Source organism: Pseudoalteromonas galatheae (assembly GCF_005886105.2).
In the GTDB taxonomy this organism is placed as follows: Bacteria; Pseudomonadota; Gammaproteobacteria; order Enterobacterales; family Alteromonadaceae; genus Pseudoalteromonas; species Pseudoalteromonas galatheae.
This window is the reverse complement of the sequence record NZ_PNCO02000001.1, coordinates 655610-673383: the sequence shown is the minus strand read 5'-3', so window position 1 is coordinate 673383 and position 17774 is coordinate 655610. Positions and strand designations below refer to the sequence as shown.

At 43.1% G+C, this 17774-nt stretch carries 15 protein-coding genes; 9 read left to right on the top strand and 6 right to left on the bottom strand.

Annotation, left to right across the window (positions count from 1 at the left end; genetic code table 11):
• Nucleotides 1-16: 16 nt before the first annotated feature.
• Both CWC29_RS02880 and erpA read right to left on the bottom strand, forming a co-directional pair.
• Nucleotides 17-259 (bottom strand): helix-turn-helix domain-containing protein, encoded by a 243-nt coding sequence (locus CWC29_RS02880; RefSeq protein ID WP_017216404.1) that lies wholly within the window; start codon nt 257-259, stop codon nt 17-19.
• Nucleotides 260-998: 739 nt separating this feature from the next.
• Complete coding sequence (gene erpA, locus CWC29_RS02875; RefSeq protein ID WP_010372235.1) at nt 999-1337, bottom strand: iron-sulfur cluster insertion protein ErpA; 339 nt, start codon at nt 1335-1337, stop codon at nt 999-1001.
• 295 nt (nt 1338-1632) lie between these two features.
• Here erpA and CWC29_RS02870 point away from each other — a divergent pair, with 295 nt between their 5' ends.
• The 5 genes from CWC29_RS02870 (at nt 1633) to CWC29_RS02850 (ending at nt 8392) form a co-directional block, all read left to right on the top strand.
• On the top strand, nt 1633-3315 hold the full coding sequence (locus CWC29_RS02870) for a chloride channel protein (protein ID WP_128728491.1): 1683 nt from the start codon (nt 1633-1635) through the stop codon (nt 3313-3315).
• Between the two features lie 20 nt (nt 3316-3335).
• On the top strand, nt 3336-3770 hold the full coding sequence (locus CWC29_RS02865; protein ID WP_128728492.1) for a CopD family protein: 435 nt from the start codon (nt 3336-3338) through the stop codon (nt 3768-3770).
• Nucleotides 3771-3894: 124 nt separating this feature from the next.
• A complete protein-coding gene (locus tag CWC29_RS02860) occupies nt 3895-4911 on the top strand; it encodes an aspartate carbamoyltransferase (protein ID WP_128728493.1) in 1017 nt (338 codons plus the stop codon).
• Nucleotides 4912-4923: 12 nt separating this feature from the next.
• Complete coding sequence (gene hemL / locus CWC29_RS02855; RefSeq protein ID WP_128728494.1) at nt 4924-6204, top strand: glutamate-1-semialdehyde 2,1-aminomutase; 1281 nt, start codon at nt 4924-4926, stop codon at nt 6202-6204.
• Nucleotides 6205-6550: 346 nt separating this feature from the next.
• Entirely contained in the window at nt 6551-8392 is a 1842-nt protein-coding gene (locus CWC29_RS02850) for a methyl-accepting chemotaxis protein (RefSeq protein ID WP_138522792.1), read from the top strand.
• A gap of 44 nt (nt 8393-8436) precedes the next feature.
• Here the strand turns inward: CWC29_RS02850 and mrcB are convergent, their stop codons facing one another.
• The 4 genes from mrcB to CWC29_RS02830 form a co-directional block, all read right to left on the bottom strand.
• Entirely contained in the window at nt 8437-10758 is a 2322-nt protein-coding gene (mrcB, locus tag CWC29_RS02845; protein ID WP_138522794.1) for a penicillin-binding protein 1B, read from the bottom strand.
• A 161-nt stretch (nt 10759-10919) separates the two neighbouring features.
• Nucleotides 10920-12149, bottom strand: a complete 1230-nt coding sequence (locus CWC29_RS02840) for an ammonium transporter (protein WP_128728497.1) — start codon at nt 12147-12149, stop codon at nt 10920-10922.
• A gap of 13 nt (nt 12150-12162) precedes the next feature.
• Complete coding sequence (locus tag CWC29_RS02835) at nt 12163-12501, bottom strand: P-II family nitrogen regulator (protein ID WP_010372259.1); 339 nt, start codon at nt 12499-12501, stop codon at nt 12163-12165.
• 189 nt (nt 12502-12690) lie between these two features.
• Nucleotides 12691-13920 carry a GGDEF domain-containing response regulator gene (locus CWC29_RS02830; protein WP_128728498.1) on the bottom strand — a complete coding sequence of 410 codons (1230 nt, stop codon included), beginning with the start codon at nt 13918-13920 and terminating at the stop codon, nt 12691-12693.
• 277 nt (nt 13921-14197) lie between these two features.
• Between CWC29_RS02830 and CWC29_RS02825 the strand changes: the two genes are divergently transcribed.
• From CWC29_RS02825 to rpiA, 4 genes are all read left to right on the top strand, one after another.
• A complete protein-coding gene (locus tag CWC29_RS02825) occupies nt 14198-15709 on the top strand; it encodes a S10 family peptidase (protein ID WP_138522796.1) in 1512 nt (503 codons plus the stop codon).
• A gap of 139 nt (nt 15710-15848) precedes the next feature.
• Complete coding sequence (locus CWC29_RS02820) at nt 15849-16382, top strand: hypothetical protein (protein WP_128728500.1); 534 nt, start codon at nt 15849-15851, stop codon at nt 16380-16382.
• The gene (locus CWC29_RS02815) at nt 16379-17008 is read left to right on the top strand and encodes a 5-formyltetrahydrofolate cyclo-ligase (RefSeq protein WP_138522798.1); all 630 of its coding nucleotides are present in this window, start codon (nt 16379-16381) and stop codon (nt 17006-17008) included. The genes CWC29_RS02820 and CWC29_RS02815 overlap by 4 nt, the downstream gene beginning before the upstream one ends.
• A gap of 104 nt (nt 17009-17112) precedes the next feature.
• Entirely contained in the window at nt 17113-17766 is a 654-nt protein-coding gene (gene rpiA / locus CWC29_RS02810; protein ID WP_010372275.1) for a ribose-5-phosphate isomerase RpiA, read from the top strand.
• The last annotated feature ends 8 nt before the right edge of the window (nt 17767-17774 follow it).

Genomic DNA, 17774 nt, shown 5'->3' with positions numbered 1-17774 from the left:
TTTGCTAACTAAACGCTTATTGATCTTCTTTGATTAGCTGTAAGCCTTCATAAGGATCAACTTCTAGCGCTTCGCAGTAACGTAAAAACTCAATAACATCCAACCGGCGCTCTTGGTTTTCGATCTTACCAATGAATGAATGAGGCGTACCTAACACCTGCGCAAGGCTGCGCATTGTGTGACCTTTCTCGTGGCGCTTTGATTTTAGCCACTTGGTTAGTTTACCGTTTTCTTCAGAAGAAACCGTTTTACCCATCATAATTATACATCTCCTACTAGATGAAAGACTAAATTACCTAAATGAAATATGCCCGTCTCATTTAGTTATACTCTAAATACTACAGTTGTACCTGAACCCAAAACTTTACGAGGTAAAGTATTAAGCCTGCATGAACTTAAAGCTTACTACTACTCACTCTAAGCAAGATTACAGTTTACCCCCATTTTGCTACAACTTACCAGATATCCATGGTAAATTGTGCCAAAATTAGTAACAGGTAGACAAATTGTTAACTTGTCCCTATGTACCCAATTAGGTATAGACTAAAACACAAGTAACACCTAATTAATTTTTTACTTTTTCTTAAATTGTTAAGGCCTGTAATATCCAGTAACACTTTAACAAATTTTTTAAAAAATGTACCAGTATTTGAAATAAATTATTTTCCTTTAAAAAATAAAAACTTAAAGCTAACATTTATTAAGAGGTTAAAAAAGAGGCTATTCTTAGATGATTCGATTACTGTTTTTACTGCCAATTCTACTGTGCTTAGGCTGGGTTTACTTCCTTCGCTCAAACGGCGTGCCGCTTAAGCAAGGAAAAAAAGGCTTTATCTACATCTTAGTATTTTCATCTTTTGTTTTAGGTTTTTTCGTCTTAATGATGTATCTAACAGGTAGTTTTTAGCGAATAAAGCAAATTGAGTTGTGGTGGGCAAAAACAAAAAGAGCCATGACCAAAGCATGACTCTTTAACGATATAGCGATTCTAATTTGATTTAGACGCTGAAACTTGCACCACAACCACAGGTGGTCGTTGCATTTGGATTATTTACGAAAAAACGCGCGCCTTCAAGTCCTTCGGTATAATCTACGATGCCGTCGATTAAATACTGAATACTCATAGGATCAACAACCATAGTCACACCATTCTTAACGATTTCTAAGTCACCTGGATTTACTTTTTCATCAAAGGTGAAACCGTATTGAAAGCCTGAGCAACCACCACCTGTTACGTAAACACGTAGTTTAAGATTGGCATTCTCTTCTTCTTCAATAAGTTCTTTTACGCGACTTGCCGCTGCGTCAGAAAACTGAATTGGTAACTGTTCAGACATAGATTTAGACCCCTAATCCTGTAATCCGTAAATTATCTAATACCTGAGTATTTTAATCAAGTATAGCGTTTGTACCAACCCCACCAAGATGCCACATATTTGAAAAACATAGTTTCATCAATAATATCGCCTGAGGCTAATTTCGCTGAGGGTTGTGACGCTTAATGTGATTCAGTTATCACTAGATTAAGAACAATAAAGTAATAATATCTCAGCGGCTTAGTTGCGCTGGCACAAGGACTTAAGATAAAAAATTTGTTATTCTTAACGTGTTTATCACTGTGGAATGACGTTCATGTCGTTGGATGCATTAAGACGAAGCCTTGCAAAACCTAAAACTTCAGCACAACTGTGCCTGCTTGGTGCTGGTGCAGGCCTGCTTGCGGCGATACTTATCATTGCTTTTCGTCTTACTATTGAATTGATCCAAGGCACATTTCTCGACAAACCAGATGACTTTACAGAGCTTTCTGAGCTACACCGGTTATTTTTACCTGTGCTTGCTGCTCTACTCATCGCAGTCTTTGCAGCATTAACAGGGTTTAAGCATTACCGTTTGGGCATTCCATATGTGATTAATCGAATCAAACACCATTACGGTCATATGCCAATTTGGAACTCTGCTAACCAGTTTTTTGGTGGCGCTGTCGCTTTGATCAGTGGCTTTTCTGTTGGTCGAGAAGGACCATCTGTACACATGGGAGCAACAGCCGCGAGTATTTTGTCAGAGCGCTTACATTTACCATTAAATGCTGCACGGACTTTAGCCGGTTGCGGTGTAGCTGCGGGTATTGCTGCCTCATTTAATACCCCGCTAGCAGCAGTTATATTCGTTATGGAAGTCGTGCTAAGGGAGTATAAAATCCATATTTTCGTGCCCGTGATGTTAGCCTCAGTGATCGGTGCAATGAGCACGCAATATGTATTTGGCAATAGCTCTGAGCTGGCACTCATTCATATCACTCCATTGAGCTTTTGGCATTACCCCTATTTAATTATTTGTGGTGCGGCATTAGGGGCAGTTGCTTTCGCTTTTAATCAAAACCTAATGCTGATCATCAAAACTTTTAAGCCCATCAGTATGTTTCCTCGTCTTTTATTAGCGGGGTTAATCGCGGGATTGATTGGCTATGCCGTGCCGGGAGCAATGGGCTCAGGTATGAGTGCTATCACCCAAGCCGTGGAGTCTCCACACAACCTACAGCTACTTACAACAATATTAATTGCTAAGCTGATGGCAACTATATTCGCAATTGGGCTTGGTATACCAGGCGGGCTTATTGGCCCAGTAATTGGGCTTGGGGTTATCATGGGCACTTTGATGTCTTTCTTTGCTCAATTTATTGAACCCAGTGTCGATGTTGCGGGAACTTATGGTGTCCTCGGTATGGCAGGCTTACTTGCTGCAACACTACACGCTCCACTTGCTGCGCTCACTGCGGTTATGGAGCTTACTTCCAACCCAAAAATAATTGTTCCAGCTATGCTAGTGATCACCACAGCTTACGTGACAGCTTTACAGGCATTTGGCAATCGCTCTATTTTTATTCAACAACTAGATTTCCAAGGACTACCTTACCAAGTATCCCCTGCAAAAGAGGCATTACAGAAAGTAGGAATAGTAGCTGAGATGGATGAGAATTTTAAGCTGCTCTATTCTGACGATAAAGAGCAAATAAAAGAGACCCTGTCTGCTGTTGATAGCCAAACGCCACTCATTGTTTATGACGAACAAAGCGGCTACCGTTTAGCGGAATACGATTTGAACTTAATCTCTGAAGGTAGCGTATCGGTCTCTTATATCGAGCTACAAGGATTAAGTACACAAGCGACCTTAGCTGATGCCTTTGATGTGCTAAAAGACAAGCGTTCGGGCGCGGTGTATATATATAATCAAAAGGATGATAAACAAATACTTGGGTTATTGCGATGGGACCAAATTCGTCACATACTCACCACCAGAAACAGTTTACTCTAGTCTAAAAAGTGGAATTTATAATGAGCTTATTGCTAACGTATAAAGCCTTACATATCTTTTTTATGATTGCCTGGTTTGCAGGGATTTTTAATCTGCCACGTCTCTTTGTATATCACGCGATGACTGAAGAAAAATCTTGCAGCTCAATGCTCAAAATCATGGAGCGCCGTCTGCTCTTTTTTGTAACCCCATTTGCTATTCTCACCGCAGTGTTTGGGGTTTTAATGATTACAGAATACGGACGTGAGTGGTTTAAGCTCAGTATGTGGCTACACTACAAGCTGGCGCTCGTGATTTTAATTTATATTTATCATGGTTATTGCTTTAAATTACTTGCCGACTTTAAACATGATCGCAATCGTAAAAGCGACAAGTTTTATCGTTATTTCAACGAACTTCCCGTACTAATCTTATTAGCCATAGTCTTTCTTGCCGTTTTAAAACCTGCACTGTAACCGTGCATTATTGGGGGTTCTTGGGTATAATATGCGCCCAAGTAACCGCCCATATTCTGCGTGTTATCTGGATGGGTGAGCGACCTTGCAACCCGGTAGTCAATTTGTCTTTAGGAATCGCCAAATGTTCAGTTTCCAAGGTGAAAATATTCTTTCTGTCAACCAATTAGACAGAGATTCAATTGAACACATCTTCTCCATTGCAAAAAAAATGGAACCCTATGCTAAAAAGCAAAAACGTACCCAAGTACTCAATGGGGCGATTTTGGCAAATCTATTCTTTGAACCAAGCACAAGAACACGCGTAAGTTTCGGCACCGCATTTAACCTGCTGGGCGGCCTAGTCCGCGAAACCACCGGGATGCAAAGTTCAGCATTGGCTAAAGGCGAATCTTTGTATGATACCGCCCGCGTGATTTCTGCTTATGCTGACGCCGTGGCAATGCGCCACCCAGATGCAGGCTCAGTAGCCGAATTTGCGACCGGTTCCGACGTTCCTGTCATCAACGGTGGCGATGGTCCTAATGAGCATCCAACTCAAGCACTGTTGGACTTACTGACAATTGACCGAGAGCTTAGCCGCTTTGGTACTGGAATTGACGGCATGCACATCGCGCTAGTCGGTGATTTAAAATATGGTCGCACCGTACATTCCTTATCCAAGTTACTTAGTCACTACAAAGATATCCGCTTTACGATGGTTGCACCTGATGGCTTACAAATGCCTCAGTCTATTTTAGATGTCGTAGACAATGCAGGTCACCGTATTGAAGTCGTGTCTAAAATGGAAGGCAATTTAGCTGCCGATATCGTTTACCAAACCCGTATTCAAGAAGAGCGTTTCCCGTCTCAAGAAGAAGCAAACAAATACCGCGGCGGTTTTAGGATCAGCCAAGCAATTTATGACGCTCACTGTAAACCAAGCTCAGTATTAATGCATCCATTACCACGCGATAGCCGCAGCGATGCAAACGAGCTAGACAACGACCTAAATAACAATAACAACCTAGCTATCTTCCGCCAAGTTCAAAATGGTGTATTGATCCGTATGGCACTTTTTGCCCTAACGCTAGGTGTTGAAAACCAAGTGGAAAAATACGAGGTAGAAGTACCTTGGTTTAGCCGCAAACGTGAAAGCTAAAAAGGATCGACAATGACAATCAGTCAAGACTTATTCAAACGCGCCCAAGACTCAATCCCTGGAGGCGTCAATTCTCCTGTTCGCGCTTTTAATGGTGTAGGTGGTACGCCACTATTTATTACCAAAGCCGAGGGCGTTCACACCTTTGATGCCGATGGTAAACAGTACATTGATTATGTAGGCTCTTGGGGCCCGATGATCTTAGGTCATAACCATCCGGAGATTAAACAAGCAGTGCTTGCAGCGGTTGAAAATGGCCTTTCGTATGGCGCGCCGACGGAAACTGAAATCCTAATGGCGGAAAAAGTAAAAGCGCTAGTACCATCTATTGAAAAAGTGCGCATGGTAAGTTCAGGTACAGAAGCGACCATGAGTGCCATTCGCCTTGCTCGTGGTTACACAGGCCGCGATAAAATCTTAAAGTTTGAAGGCTGTTACCACGGCCACGCTGACTCCTTGCTTGTTAAAGCAGGCTCAGGTGCACTTACCATGGGTGTGCCGAATTCACCTGGTATTCCTGCAGATTTCGCCAAACATACATTAACAGTTTCATTTAATAATCTTGATGAAGTAAAAGCGATTTTTGACCAGTATAAAGATCAAATCGCGTGTGTGATCATCGAGCCTGTTGCTGGAAATATGAACTGTATTCCACCGGTAGAAGGCTTTTTAGAAGGTCTACGCGAAGTATGTACTGACAATCAAAGCGTGCTTATCTTTGACGAAGTAATGACGGGTTTCCGTGTTGCACTTGGTGGTGCTCAGCAGTACTACAACATCACCCCAGACTTGACCTGTTTAGGTAAAGTGATTGGTGGCGGTATGCCTGTGGGTGCATTTGGTGGTAAAAAAGAAATCATGGATTACATCGCCCCAGTTGGCCCTGTTTATCAAGCAGGTACGCTGTCTGGTAACCCAATTGCTATGGCTGCCGGTTTAAAAGCGCTAGAGCTGCTTTCAAAAGAAGGGCTACACGCAGAGCTTGAAGCTAAGAGTAAAGCCCTGTGCGAAGGCTTCCAAGCAGCTGCTGATGAAGCAGGTATCGCGCTTACGACTAACTACGCAGGTGGTATGTTTGGCTTCTTCTTTACTGACGCTAAGAAAGTAACCAGCTATCAGCAAGCAACTGAATGTGACCTAGAGCGCTTCAAAAAGTTCTTCCACCTAATGCTAGATGAAGGCATTTATTTAGCCCCATCTGCATTCGAAGCGGGTTTCGTGAGTACAATGCATTCTGACGAAGAAATCGCTAACACTATCGATGCTGCAAAGCGTGCTTTTGCCAAGTTGTAATCACAGATTAAAACTTACATTAGTTTCTATTTAAAAAGCCCATTCAGGGCTTTTTTTGTTTTTTCAGCTACGCTTTGAATAAGCTTTTCAAAAGCTTCGGTCTATTTAATACCAGTTGTATTAAGTAAATGATCTATCTTGAAGCGGGGAAATAGCTTTAGTAGCAAGGCAAAAATTTTGCTTTTTAGTTGTTCTAAATGAGAAATTTTTAACGAAGCTAATATGCTATTTCACCCTTCAAATTGATTAGAGAATTAATTCAATTGGTATAACCTAGACTCAAGTTATTTAAGCGCATTTAGTTAATAACGCTATGCAAAGTTAAAACTATCATACAGAGGAAGTGATGGCTGGATTTAATACGCTAATTAATCCTGCAACCCGTTTGATGGCGCGGTTGCGATACAAAACCAAAATGGCCGTTGTATTTGGTATTTTATTACTACCGCTAAGCCTCAGCTTGTTTTTTCTGAATGGCGTACTTAACCATTCCATCTCTGTCAGTGAGATGCAAAGACAGGGGCTCACGCTTTACCCTAGCATGTTGGAAAATATATTAGCGGGTAAAGCTTCCGATAATTCAATTTTATTGCAACGCGCTAAGTTGCCCAAAGTGAATGCCGCAGGTGCAAGCGCCCTTGAGCAGCTCTCTATTGCATCTCAACTTGCCGTCGATGATGATCTTGGACGCAGTTACCTGAATCGCACGCTTGTTGAATCTGCGCCAAGATTAATATCGCAAATCAATCAAATTGAAGCGCAAGCACGCGATATCATCAAAAGGGGAAGCTTTACTCCTGATAGCTTTATTGCACTGTCCAATTTAAACAAGGGTCTCCCAGGCGTTACTACACAATTCTCCGGCAAACTCAATATTGCAATCAATGATAATCAGCAACTCAAAAAGCAGCTCAGTCAACCATTAGCTGAGCTTGAGTCTAGCCTGTCAGATTATCAGCAAGCGGTGAAAACAGGCTTGTTAGATCCTGATGAGCTGGCACTCTCACAAGCGCAATTTAACCATTACTATCAAAGTGCAAGTGATGCTATCAAGCAGTTTGTTAATGTTGCGACACCCACACTTGCCGCGCTTGTCGCTGAAAAACAAAACCAACAACAGTGGATAAGGAACACTGTTGCCTTGGCTTCACTACTCGCACTAATTATTGCCATTTATCTTATGTTTGGCTTTTACTCCTCTGTCATGGGTACCATCACGACTTTCTCACATGCCGCTCAGAGCGCTTCTCGAGGGGATTTAAGCATCAAAGCGCAGACAACGGGTTCCGACGAGCTTAGTCAAATTATTGAACAATTTAATGCGGTACTAAACGCCTTTATCTCTTTACTTGGTAACGTTCGACTAAGTAGTAACGAGCTGCAGCAAGCAACAAAAACACTCAACCAAATAAGCCAAGATACTGAGAAGGATGTCGCCCAGCAGGAGAATAAGATCCAGTCTATCCACCACTCACTCGAGAATATGGCGCAGTCTGCTCGCTCAGTCGAGGACGCCGCATTTAGCGCCACAGAGCTGGCCTCCGTAGCAGCTAAACAAGTAAAACAAAGCAGCGTCAATACCACAGCCTTAGCGGGACAAATGACCGAACTACAAGCTGAGTTTCAACAAAGTCGCGTAGCCTTAGATAAGCTCGCGGAAGACACGCAAAACATTAGCCAAGTGAGTTCTGCGATTAGAGAGATTGCCGAGCAAACCAATTTACTTGCGCTCAATGCCGCAATTGAAGCTGCTCGTGCAGGTGAACAAGGTAGAGGATTTGCGGTGGTAGCAGATGAGGTTCGAACGCTTGCGCAAAGAACGCAGCAACAAACAGAAGAAATACATAATATTATTCAATCACTACAAGCCGCGTCCAGAGACACGCAAGACAAAATGCGTAGCAGTGAAGACAATATGGCACAAAGTGTTATTGCGGCCAATGAAACCAATGAAGTGCTTCAGCACGCAGAGCAAAGCATGCGAGACATAGATGAACAAGGGAAACTGATCAGTCAGTTAGTGCAACAACAAACCCAAGCGACTGAACACGCATTGAATGAATCATCTGAGATCAGTAACTTAGCACAACATACACTGGGCTCTGCAAGAGCAACTCAAAGCGATGCAAAAAAACTTGGCAAACTATCACAAAGTTTAAATAGAGAAATCGATAAATTTAAAGCCTAAGACTGACAGCTAGTATCAATAGATCCTAGCTGTCATTACTTGGCTCAACATCTGGGCCTTGGTTCGAACATGCTCTCTCTAATAGGTAGCTGTAATACAGGACCACAACTCGGAGGCGATTGCTTGCCCGTTTTCGGGTTGATAAACGCCCAGCGAATGGACTTTGGACGCTCATCAACAATCGCTTGTGGGTTCAGTGGTTTAAGATAACGAATATAGAGCTCAAGCGCACCTTGGCTGCCCGTTAATCCCGTTGGCTTATTATCATCACGACCAATCCAAGCAACGGTGACCGTATTTTGATCAAAGCCTGCAAACCAGCTGTCTCGTAAATCATTACTAGTCCCCGTTTTCCCTGCAAGTTGAATAGAGGGAAAGTGAAGGTTAAGACGTTTAGCCGTTCCTTTTTTGGTTACTCTCTTCATGCCGTATTTCGTCATGTATACCGCGTCGCTGTCTAGGGTTTGGCTTTTTTGCACTGGGTGTTCGTATACCAGCTTACCCAGTGAATCGGTAATAGCCATGACACTGGTCAGCTTGCTCTGCTTACCGTCTGCAGCAAGTGTGGTGTACGCCTGTGCAATTTCAAAACTGGATAGCTCTAACGCCCCCAACAATAAAGAAGGATAAAGTGGAATAGACTTAGAGACACCAAGATCATTCAAAGTTTGCGCCACTCGATTAACCCCCATATCTAGACCAAGGTTTACTGCTGGGATATTGATGCTATTGCTAAACGCTTCAAACATTGGCACTTGGCCTCTGAATTTATGATCAAAGTTTTCTGGAGACCAGACCTTACCTGAACCATCTGTCACTTCAAGGGGGCTATCATCAAGTAGCATACCTAGGTGATAGTTTGGATTCGACAAAGCGCTCAAATAAATAGCGGGCTTGACCAGTGAACCTATATTGCGCTCGGTGTCTAATACCCGATTAAAACCTGAAAACTTCAACTGACGACCAGCAACTAACGCAGATACGCCCGCTTTTTCAACATTGACTGACAGCATTGCAGTCTCTAGATCTTCCGTTTTAAAGCGACGCTCTAGGTAAGGTAAGCCCTTTTTAACGGCATCTTCCATCGCCGTTTGCTTTTGTAAATCGAGATAGGTAAAAATCCGAATTCCAGAGTCTACGATGTCATCATCAGGCACAAGCTTCTTTAACTCGCGATTCACCAACTCCAAATATCCAGGGTATGACTGCATACGGCTCGCTTTTAAAGGCTGTACATCAATCGGCCTTGCCAGCGCTGCGCGATATTCGGGCGTTGTGATAAGGCCATTTTCTACCATCAACCTTAAGACTAAATCGCGCCTTTCCATTACCCGTTCAGGGTAACGTCTTGGATTATAAAAAGACGGCCCTTTAACCATCGCAACTAGCATAGCGACCTGATCAAACTCAAGCTCATCGACAGGCTTACCAAAATAAAAGTCGGCCGCAAGCCCCATACCATGAACGCCCTGATTATAGGCTTGTCCTAAAAACACTTCGTTTAAATAGGCTTCAAGGATTTCATCTTTGCTGTAACGAAAATCTAAAATCAATGCGATGAATGCTTCATTCACCTTGCGAATTAAGGTGCGATCTCTAGTGAGATAAAAGTTCTTTGCGAGCTGTTGCGTAAGCGTGCTACCACCTTGCACAGTTCGCCCAGCTTTGATGTTGGCATACAGCGCACGCAAAATAGACAGCGCAGAAACGCCATGATGTTCGTAAAAGTCTCTATCTTCTACCACTAGCAGTGTTTCTTTTAAAATATTAGGGAATTTATCGAACGGAACAAACTCTCTGTCTTGACGCGATTCATTGCCGATCCGGGCAATTTGCACCGGCTCCAAGCGAGCGCCGGCTAAGCGTCGACCTTGATTATCAACAATATTGGCAAGCTTCTTACCAGCAAAATTAAGCGTAAAAATACGTGCGGTTTCTGGGCCATCGTAGAATTCGAATGCGCGACGATGGATGGTGATTGTACGACCTTGAACAATGTACTGACCGGTACGACTGATACGATTTACACGGGAATAATTAAGCCGTTTCAGCTCCCACAACACTTCATCCTCATTTAGGAACTGATCAGGGAAAAACTGCATCGATCTGGCATAAACCTGAACAGGAAGTTCCCATTTATTGCCTTCAAACTGCCGGCTTATTTTCGCGTCTAAGTAGATGATATAGATTGCTACAAGGAATATCGCCGCAATGGTCCCCTTCCAAAAGAAAGACCACAATGAGCTCAGTACACGGCTTTTCACTCTTTGCATCTTAGAACCGTTTTGCTGGGTATTGTTTTTACGCGAAGTGTTCGCTTTGACGTTTGATTTTTTGGCAGGTGTTCTTTTCTTTTTATCCGTCATGACCCAAGTAAAACTAAAAAATGAATCGCAAGATGGTAGGGTAACCTAAATTAACAACTGCTGAAAGTAGAATAATATTTATAAAGAAAAGTGAGTCCTACTGGACTCACTTTGTTTAGACAACGAGAACTTTACAATATTGACCGAGAGCCAAATTGGTATTACTGTCCGCGAACTGTCACGAACTCGGGATAGGCATCTACGCCACAATCATGTTGATCCATACCACTTAGCTCTTCTTCTTCGCCAACGCGGATCCCCATGCTCGCTTTCAATACACTCCAGACAATATAAGAAGCAATGAAAACAAAACCTAAAATGGTAATAAGTCCCACAGCCTGACCTTGGAAAGTGGCGTCTGAGTTTGAAAATGGCACCATCATCACACCTAGCGCACCACATATACCGTGAACAGAAATAGCACCGACAGGATCATCAATTTTTGCTTTGTCTAGCGCAACGATACTAAACACTACCAATGCACCACCTAGCGCCCCAAGGATCAGTGCTAATACAGGTGTTGGAGAGGCAGGCTCAGCGGTAATGGTCACCAGACCTGCTAGTGCACCATTTAGCACCATAGTTAAATCTGCCTTGCCCCACATTAATTTACACACCAACAGTGCAGCAACCGCACCTGCCGCCGCCGCCGCATTGGTATTTAACATGATTTGGCTGACAGCAATGGCATTTTCTTTATCAGCAAGGAACAGTTGAGAACCACCGTTAAAGCCAAACCATCCCATCCACAAAATAAAGGTGCCAAGTGTCGCCAGGGGCATGTTGGAACCAGGAATTGGATAGATCTCACCGTTTTTTCCATACTTGCCCTTACGTGCACCAAGTAACAGGACACCCGCAAGTGCAGCTGCAGCGCCAGCACCATGTACAATGGCAGAACCCGCAAAATCAACAAAGCCAAGCTCAGATAAGAAACCACCGCCCCATGTCCAATAACCTTCTAGCGGGTAGATAAAGCCAGTTAACACCACACAAAATGCTAAAAACGCCCACAATTTCATACGCTCGGCAACAGCGCCCGAGACAATTGACATAGCCGTTGCAACAAATACCACTTGGAAGAAAAAGTCAGATTGCAGCGCATGGTCGGCGTCGTCAGCAGCACTGCCAATGAGCGTGCCAAGACTTGGTAAAACCCCACCTTCGGCATTATCAACATACATGATGTTGTAACCAATAAGCAGATACATAGTACAAGCAATAGCGTACAGCGCGACGTTCTTGGTGAGGATTTCAGTGGTATTTTTTGAGCGTACTAATCCCGCTTCAAGCATAGCGAATCCGGCTGCCATCCACATAACTAAGACGCCAGAGATCAGAAAGTAAAAAGTATTTAATGAAAATTGTAGTTCTATTATTGTATTTTCCATCGCTTAGCTCCCCTTAAATGGCTTCTTCATCAAGTTCGCCGGTACGGATCCGAACAACTTGGTCTAAGTCGTAAACAAAGATTTTTCCGTCACCAATTTTTCCAGTGAATGCAGCCTTTGTAACCGTTTCCACAACGCGCTCAGCGTTTTCGCTTAACGTCGCAATTTCTATTTTTATTTTTGGAATGAAATCGACTTGATATTCTGCACCGCGATACAGTTCGGTATGGCCGCGCTGACGTCCGAACCCTTTAACGTCAACAACCGTCATGCCTTCAATCCCCAGATCGGCTAACGCTTCACGTACCTCATCAAGCTTAAATGGTTTTATTATTGCACTTATCATTTTCATGCTGAGTCCCCTTAGGACAGTTGATCCTGTTGTATGCAGTAATCCAACCTTTGTGCCAAATTTTTTATTCCTTAATTAACAATGAATTAAAGTGGGAGATGGAATTTTACGCATAAAAAATGCACCATCTAGGTGCATTGATATTAAGACTGAACTGAGTTGGTGCATAAGCACACAAATAACGAAAAACTAATGCGCAATAACGCAATTGCGCTGTTTGTCTTTCGCTTTATAAAGGGCCTTATCTGCCTTGCGCATCACTTCGCTTAAACTCTTTGATTGGCAAGCGGCGAGGCCAATACTGATGGTGCAATAATACTTACCTGCTGGGATATTAAATGCCTGCTGAGCAAGACGTTCCCGGAAATCTTCCAACATTTGCTGCGCCACCTTCATATCGGAGCTTGGAATGAGTAACGCAAACTCTTCGCCACCAATACGTGCGACAATATAATGACCAAATGCACTACGCAGTAAATCAGCGACCTGTTTAAGTACATCATCACCGCTTTCATGGCCATATTGATCATTAATAGATTTAAAGTGATCGAGGTCTAACAATGCCAATATATGCTGACCCGGCTTGTTTTTGATTAAACGCTCCGCTTGCTGACAGAAATAGCGGCGATTATAAAGCCCTGTTAAATAGTCTCGATGGGCATATTCTTTGATTTCTGCAATCAAATTAAGCTGTTCCATCGTCTGCATGATACGGCAATGAAACTCTTCACTCATAAACGGCTTTGCCAAAAAGTCATTGGCGCCGTATTTGATAAACTTTGCTGACAAGCCATGGCTTCCCGCGCCAGACAAACCGATGATGGCCAACTCATCTCGCCCACGACTATTGCGAACGGATTTCACCAGCTCAAAACCATCCATCGTCGGCATTGCAAAGTCAGTCAGTAGCAGTTTAATTTCATGGTCAGATAGCAACATCTCCAGTGCCTGTTCACCATCTTCTGCCTCAAGCACCGTAAATAATTGCTTTTCAAGCATTTGCTTCATTACCGCTCGACTAATCACAGAATCATCGGCTATCAACGCCTTGCAACCTTGGTTTCTCAACAATCTAGATGCTAACTTAACCGCATATAGATATGAATCGCGGTTGTCTTTAATCACATAGTCCACCACACCCATTTCAAGCATTTGCTGGCGGCTATATTCATCTATTTTTGAAGTCAGCACCACGGTGGGGATTTTATGACTGAGCGTAAGCTGCACGACCTCTGCGTCCATCGCATCGGGCAGCGTTAAATCAACCAGCGCCAATGTATATTGGTGCTGTGCTAAAAAGGCCTTACTTTCCTTGAGGGACCAAGCAAAATCTATTTCAACATCAAGATGCTGGGCAGCAAGATGTCGCAATACCTGTTGTACGACTTTACTGTCTTCAACAATTAAAATTCTTTGCATGGAATGAAATCTCTTAAGTACAACGAGAAGCGCAGTGAAACAAGAATTTAACGGGGCTAAATACTTTATTACTACATAATTAAGTACCAAATATACGCGAATCTTGAACCAAAAAAAACCAAATCGGCTCAAATTCGTTACTTTTCGATATGTGAGGTTACAACAGTCTATTTTTTCAAACTTGCCGTTTTTTTTGTTCAGTTTGTCTCAATGACTTTGAATTTCGGGTGAAATACTTCTTTAATGCAGACACACTTATTGCATTACCGAGGAAGCAATGAAAAAACTACTGCCCCTATTGATAGTGAGCTGTGCTCTACTCTCGAGGCCAAGCATAGCTGAAGAGCACAACCGCGCCATTGAGATAGATCATAAAATAACAACTGAGCATAGAGCCGAAATAAAAGGCGAACGTATTAACTATACCGCGACAACGGGCACGCAGCCGGTGTGGAACGAAAACGGCGATGCAGTTGCAACGCTGCATTACACGTACTATAAGCGCACAAAAATCAAAGATATGAGCAAGCGACCGCTATTGATATCATTTAACGGTGGTCCTGGCTCTGCTTCCGTGTGGATGCACATTGCCTATACTGGCCCAAGAGTATTAAAAATTGATGACGAAGGGTACCCATTGCAGCCTTACGGCCTGAAAGACAACCCATATTCAGTGCTAGATGTTGCCGATATTGTTTATGTAAACCCAGTCAACACAGGTTATTCTCGCGTACTAAAAAATGCTGAAGGTAAATATCCGACTAAAGCCGAACAAACAAAGATGTTTTTTGGCGTCAATGCTGACGTTAAGTACTTAGCCGAATGGCTCAATACATTTATTCACCGCAATGAGCGTATGCTTTCCCCTAAGTACCTGATTGGTGAGAGCTACGGCACGACTCGAGTGTCAGGCCTTGCGCACGCGATGCAAAACAATCAGTGGCTTTATCTCAATGGCGTGGTGTTGGTATCTCCGACGGAGATCGGCATTAAGCGAGAAGGTCCTGTTAAAGTAGCAAATCGTTTGCCATATTACGCTGCTGCCGCTTGGTACCACAAAGCGTTGTCTTCTGAATTGCAAAATAAAGATTTACTGGAAGTACTGGCTGAGGTTGAACAATATACGATTGAAAAATATCTTCCCGCACTCGCCAAAGGCGCATTTATCAGCACCCAAGAAAAGCAAAGTGTGACACAGGCCGTCGCTAAATATAGTGGTTTAAGCGAACGTTTTGTGGCTCAAAACAACCTAGATATTCCTACTGCGGCATTTTGGAAAGAACTGTTGCGTGACCGTGGCTATACGCTAGGCCGATTAGACTCACGCTATCTTGGTATTGATAAAAGAGACGCTGGTTCTCGCCCTGATTATTGGCCTGAGCTAACCTCTTGGCTGCATTCATTTACCCCTGCGATTAACCATTACTTCGCAACCGAGCTCACCTATAAAACCGATGTAAAATACAATATGTTTGGCTCCGTTCACCCTTGGGATAACAGCGATAATAATGTCGGTGAGCAATTACGATTAGCAATGGCACAAAACCCTTACCTAAACGTGATGATCCAATCTGGCTATTACGATGGCGCAACGAATTACTTTGATGCCAAATACAATATGTGGCAACTCGATCCGAGCGGAAAAATGCGTGATCGCTTAAGCTTTAAAGGTTATCGCTCCGGGCACATGATGTACCTGCGTCATGAAGATTTACAAAAGTCGAACGAAGATCTCCGCAAGTTTATCTTAAAAACAACACCAAAAGTGGATCAGTCAGCGCTTTACTAAATTTCCAACCAACTGTGGCCGCGCAAGCGGTCACTTATCTTAACGTGCACCAGATTGTAAAAATTTTCTTTTATCCGTCTACAGTTACCTATAATCTAGATATACTCAATACAATCTCTCTACAACTTAGGCACGCACCATGAACGAGCAGTTTAAAGTCGTCTTCGTTGGCATGGCCGACGGTAAGGATCAACAAAGCGCCGCTATCGCAATGGCAGAACGGTTGAAAACCTCACCCTCAAAGATTCAGCAATTTTACGCTGGCAAAAACTTGTTTGCTCCTGCAGATAAAACCAAAGCGTTGAAACAGGTAAAATTACTTGCAAGCGCTGGGATCAATGCCAAGCTGCAAGGCCAAACAACCGCCGCACCAACCAATGCAGATCAAGAGCGCGTATTTGAAGCGCTAGATTACATTACGAGCAGTCTAATACGTATCGAAGAGCGATTAGAGGAACTTGAACAGCGCATAGCCCCCACCACTCATACTGAAATTGAAGATACAGCAGACGAAGAGTGGGAGTCTAAAGAACTATTCGATGAGTTGGACTTTGAACCTAGCCCTCCTGCTAAATCGAAGACTTGGCTATATTATCTGCTCGCTGTACTCATTGTATTATTTATTCTGCTTGGCGTAAGTCTGTTTTTCCCTGAGTGGCTCGCGTTAGAATGAATAAAACTAATAGCAACATAAATAAATCTCAAGTTGATCGTACTAATTTGAGAAAAATGATTAGAAACGCAAGAAATTCGCTGTCAGCAGAGCAACAGAGAGCAGCTGCGACAAACCTAAACATTAATTTTTTTCAACATATAGAGCTACCTAAAAATGCCAATGTAGGGGTCTATATACAAAACGATGGCGAACTAGATACATCCCTTTTAATTCAATCTCTTTGGGATAAAAAACACCACGTTTTCTTACCTGTAATCCACCCCTTTAATCATGCTAATCTGCTCTTCCAGAAGTATGAAAAAAACTCACCCATGAAGGCAAATCGCTATGCTATCTTGGAACCTAAGTTAGATTGCTCAGCAGTAGCACCGCTTGCATCATTGGATTTACTTTTGATGCCTCTCGTTGCTTTTGATGAGCAAGGTAATCGCCTCGGTATGGGCGGTGGGTACTACGATAGAACATTAGCGTTACACTACGCTGAGCAACGAGCTAAACCAGCACTTGTTGGTCTTGCTCATGATTGCCAGCAAGTTCCAAGCTTACCAACAGCTGCTTGGGATGTACCGCTCCCAACTATCCTCACTCCAACCAAACTGTACACTTGGCCAAAAAATAATTGAGCAGGCAAATAGTTAAGCGCATTTTGAGGCGCTTTTGACCATGACGCTGACACTTTGATTGAGTTATACTCCATACAACTTCAATGACAACTAAGTGTAGCGTTATGACTCAAGATGAAATGAAAAAAGCCGCAGCATGGGCAGCTTTGAACTATGTAGAAGAAAACACCATTGTTGGGGTTGGTACAGGCTCAACGGTAAACCACTTTATTGATGCGCTTGGCAGTATCAAGGATCAAATCAAAGGGGCAGTATCAAGCTCTGAAGCTTCAACAGAGAAGCTAAAAGCACTTGGTATTGAAGTTTTCGAGTTAAACGATGTGTCAGAGCTTGCGGTATATGTCGATGGCGCAGACGAAATCAATAGCACCAACGAAATGATAAAAGGTGGTGGCGCAGCACTGACGCGCGAGAAAATCGTTGCAGCAGTTGCCAAGAAATTTGTTTGTATCGTTGATAATACAAAGCATGTTGAGACGCTAGGCGCATTTCCACTACCTGTTGAAGTGATCCCAATGGCGCGTAGCTACGTGGCAAGAGAGTTACTAAAACTAGGTGGCGATCCGGTTTACCGCCAAGGCGTTATCACAGATAACGGCAATGTCATTCTTGATGTGCATGGCCTAGAAATTAGCGCAGCAAAAGCGCTTGAAGAAAAAATTAACCAGATTGTTGGCGTTGTGACTAACGGCTTATTTGCCGCACGTGGCGCTGACGTTGTAATAACAGGCACTCCAGAAGGGCCTAAAATCAACTAGTGAGATTA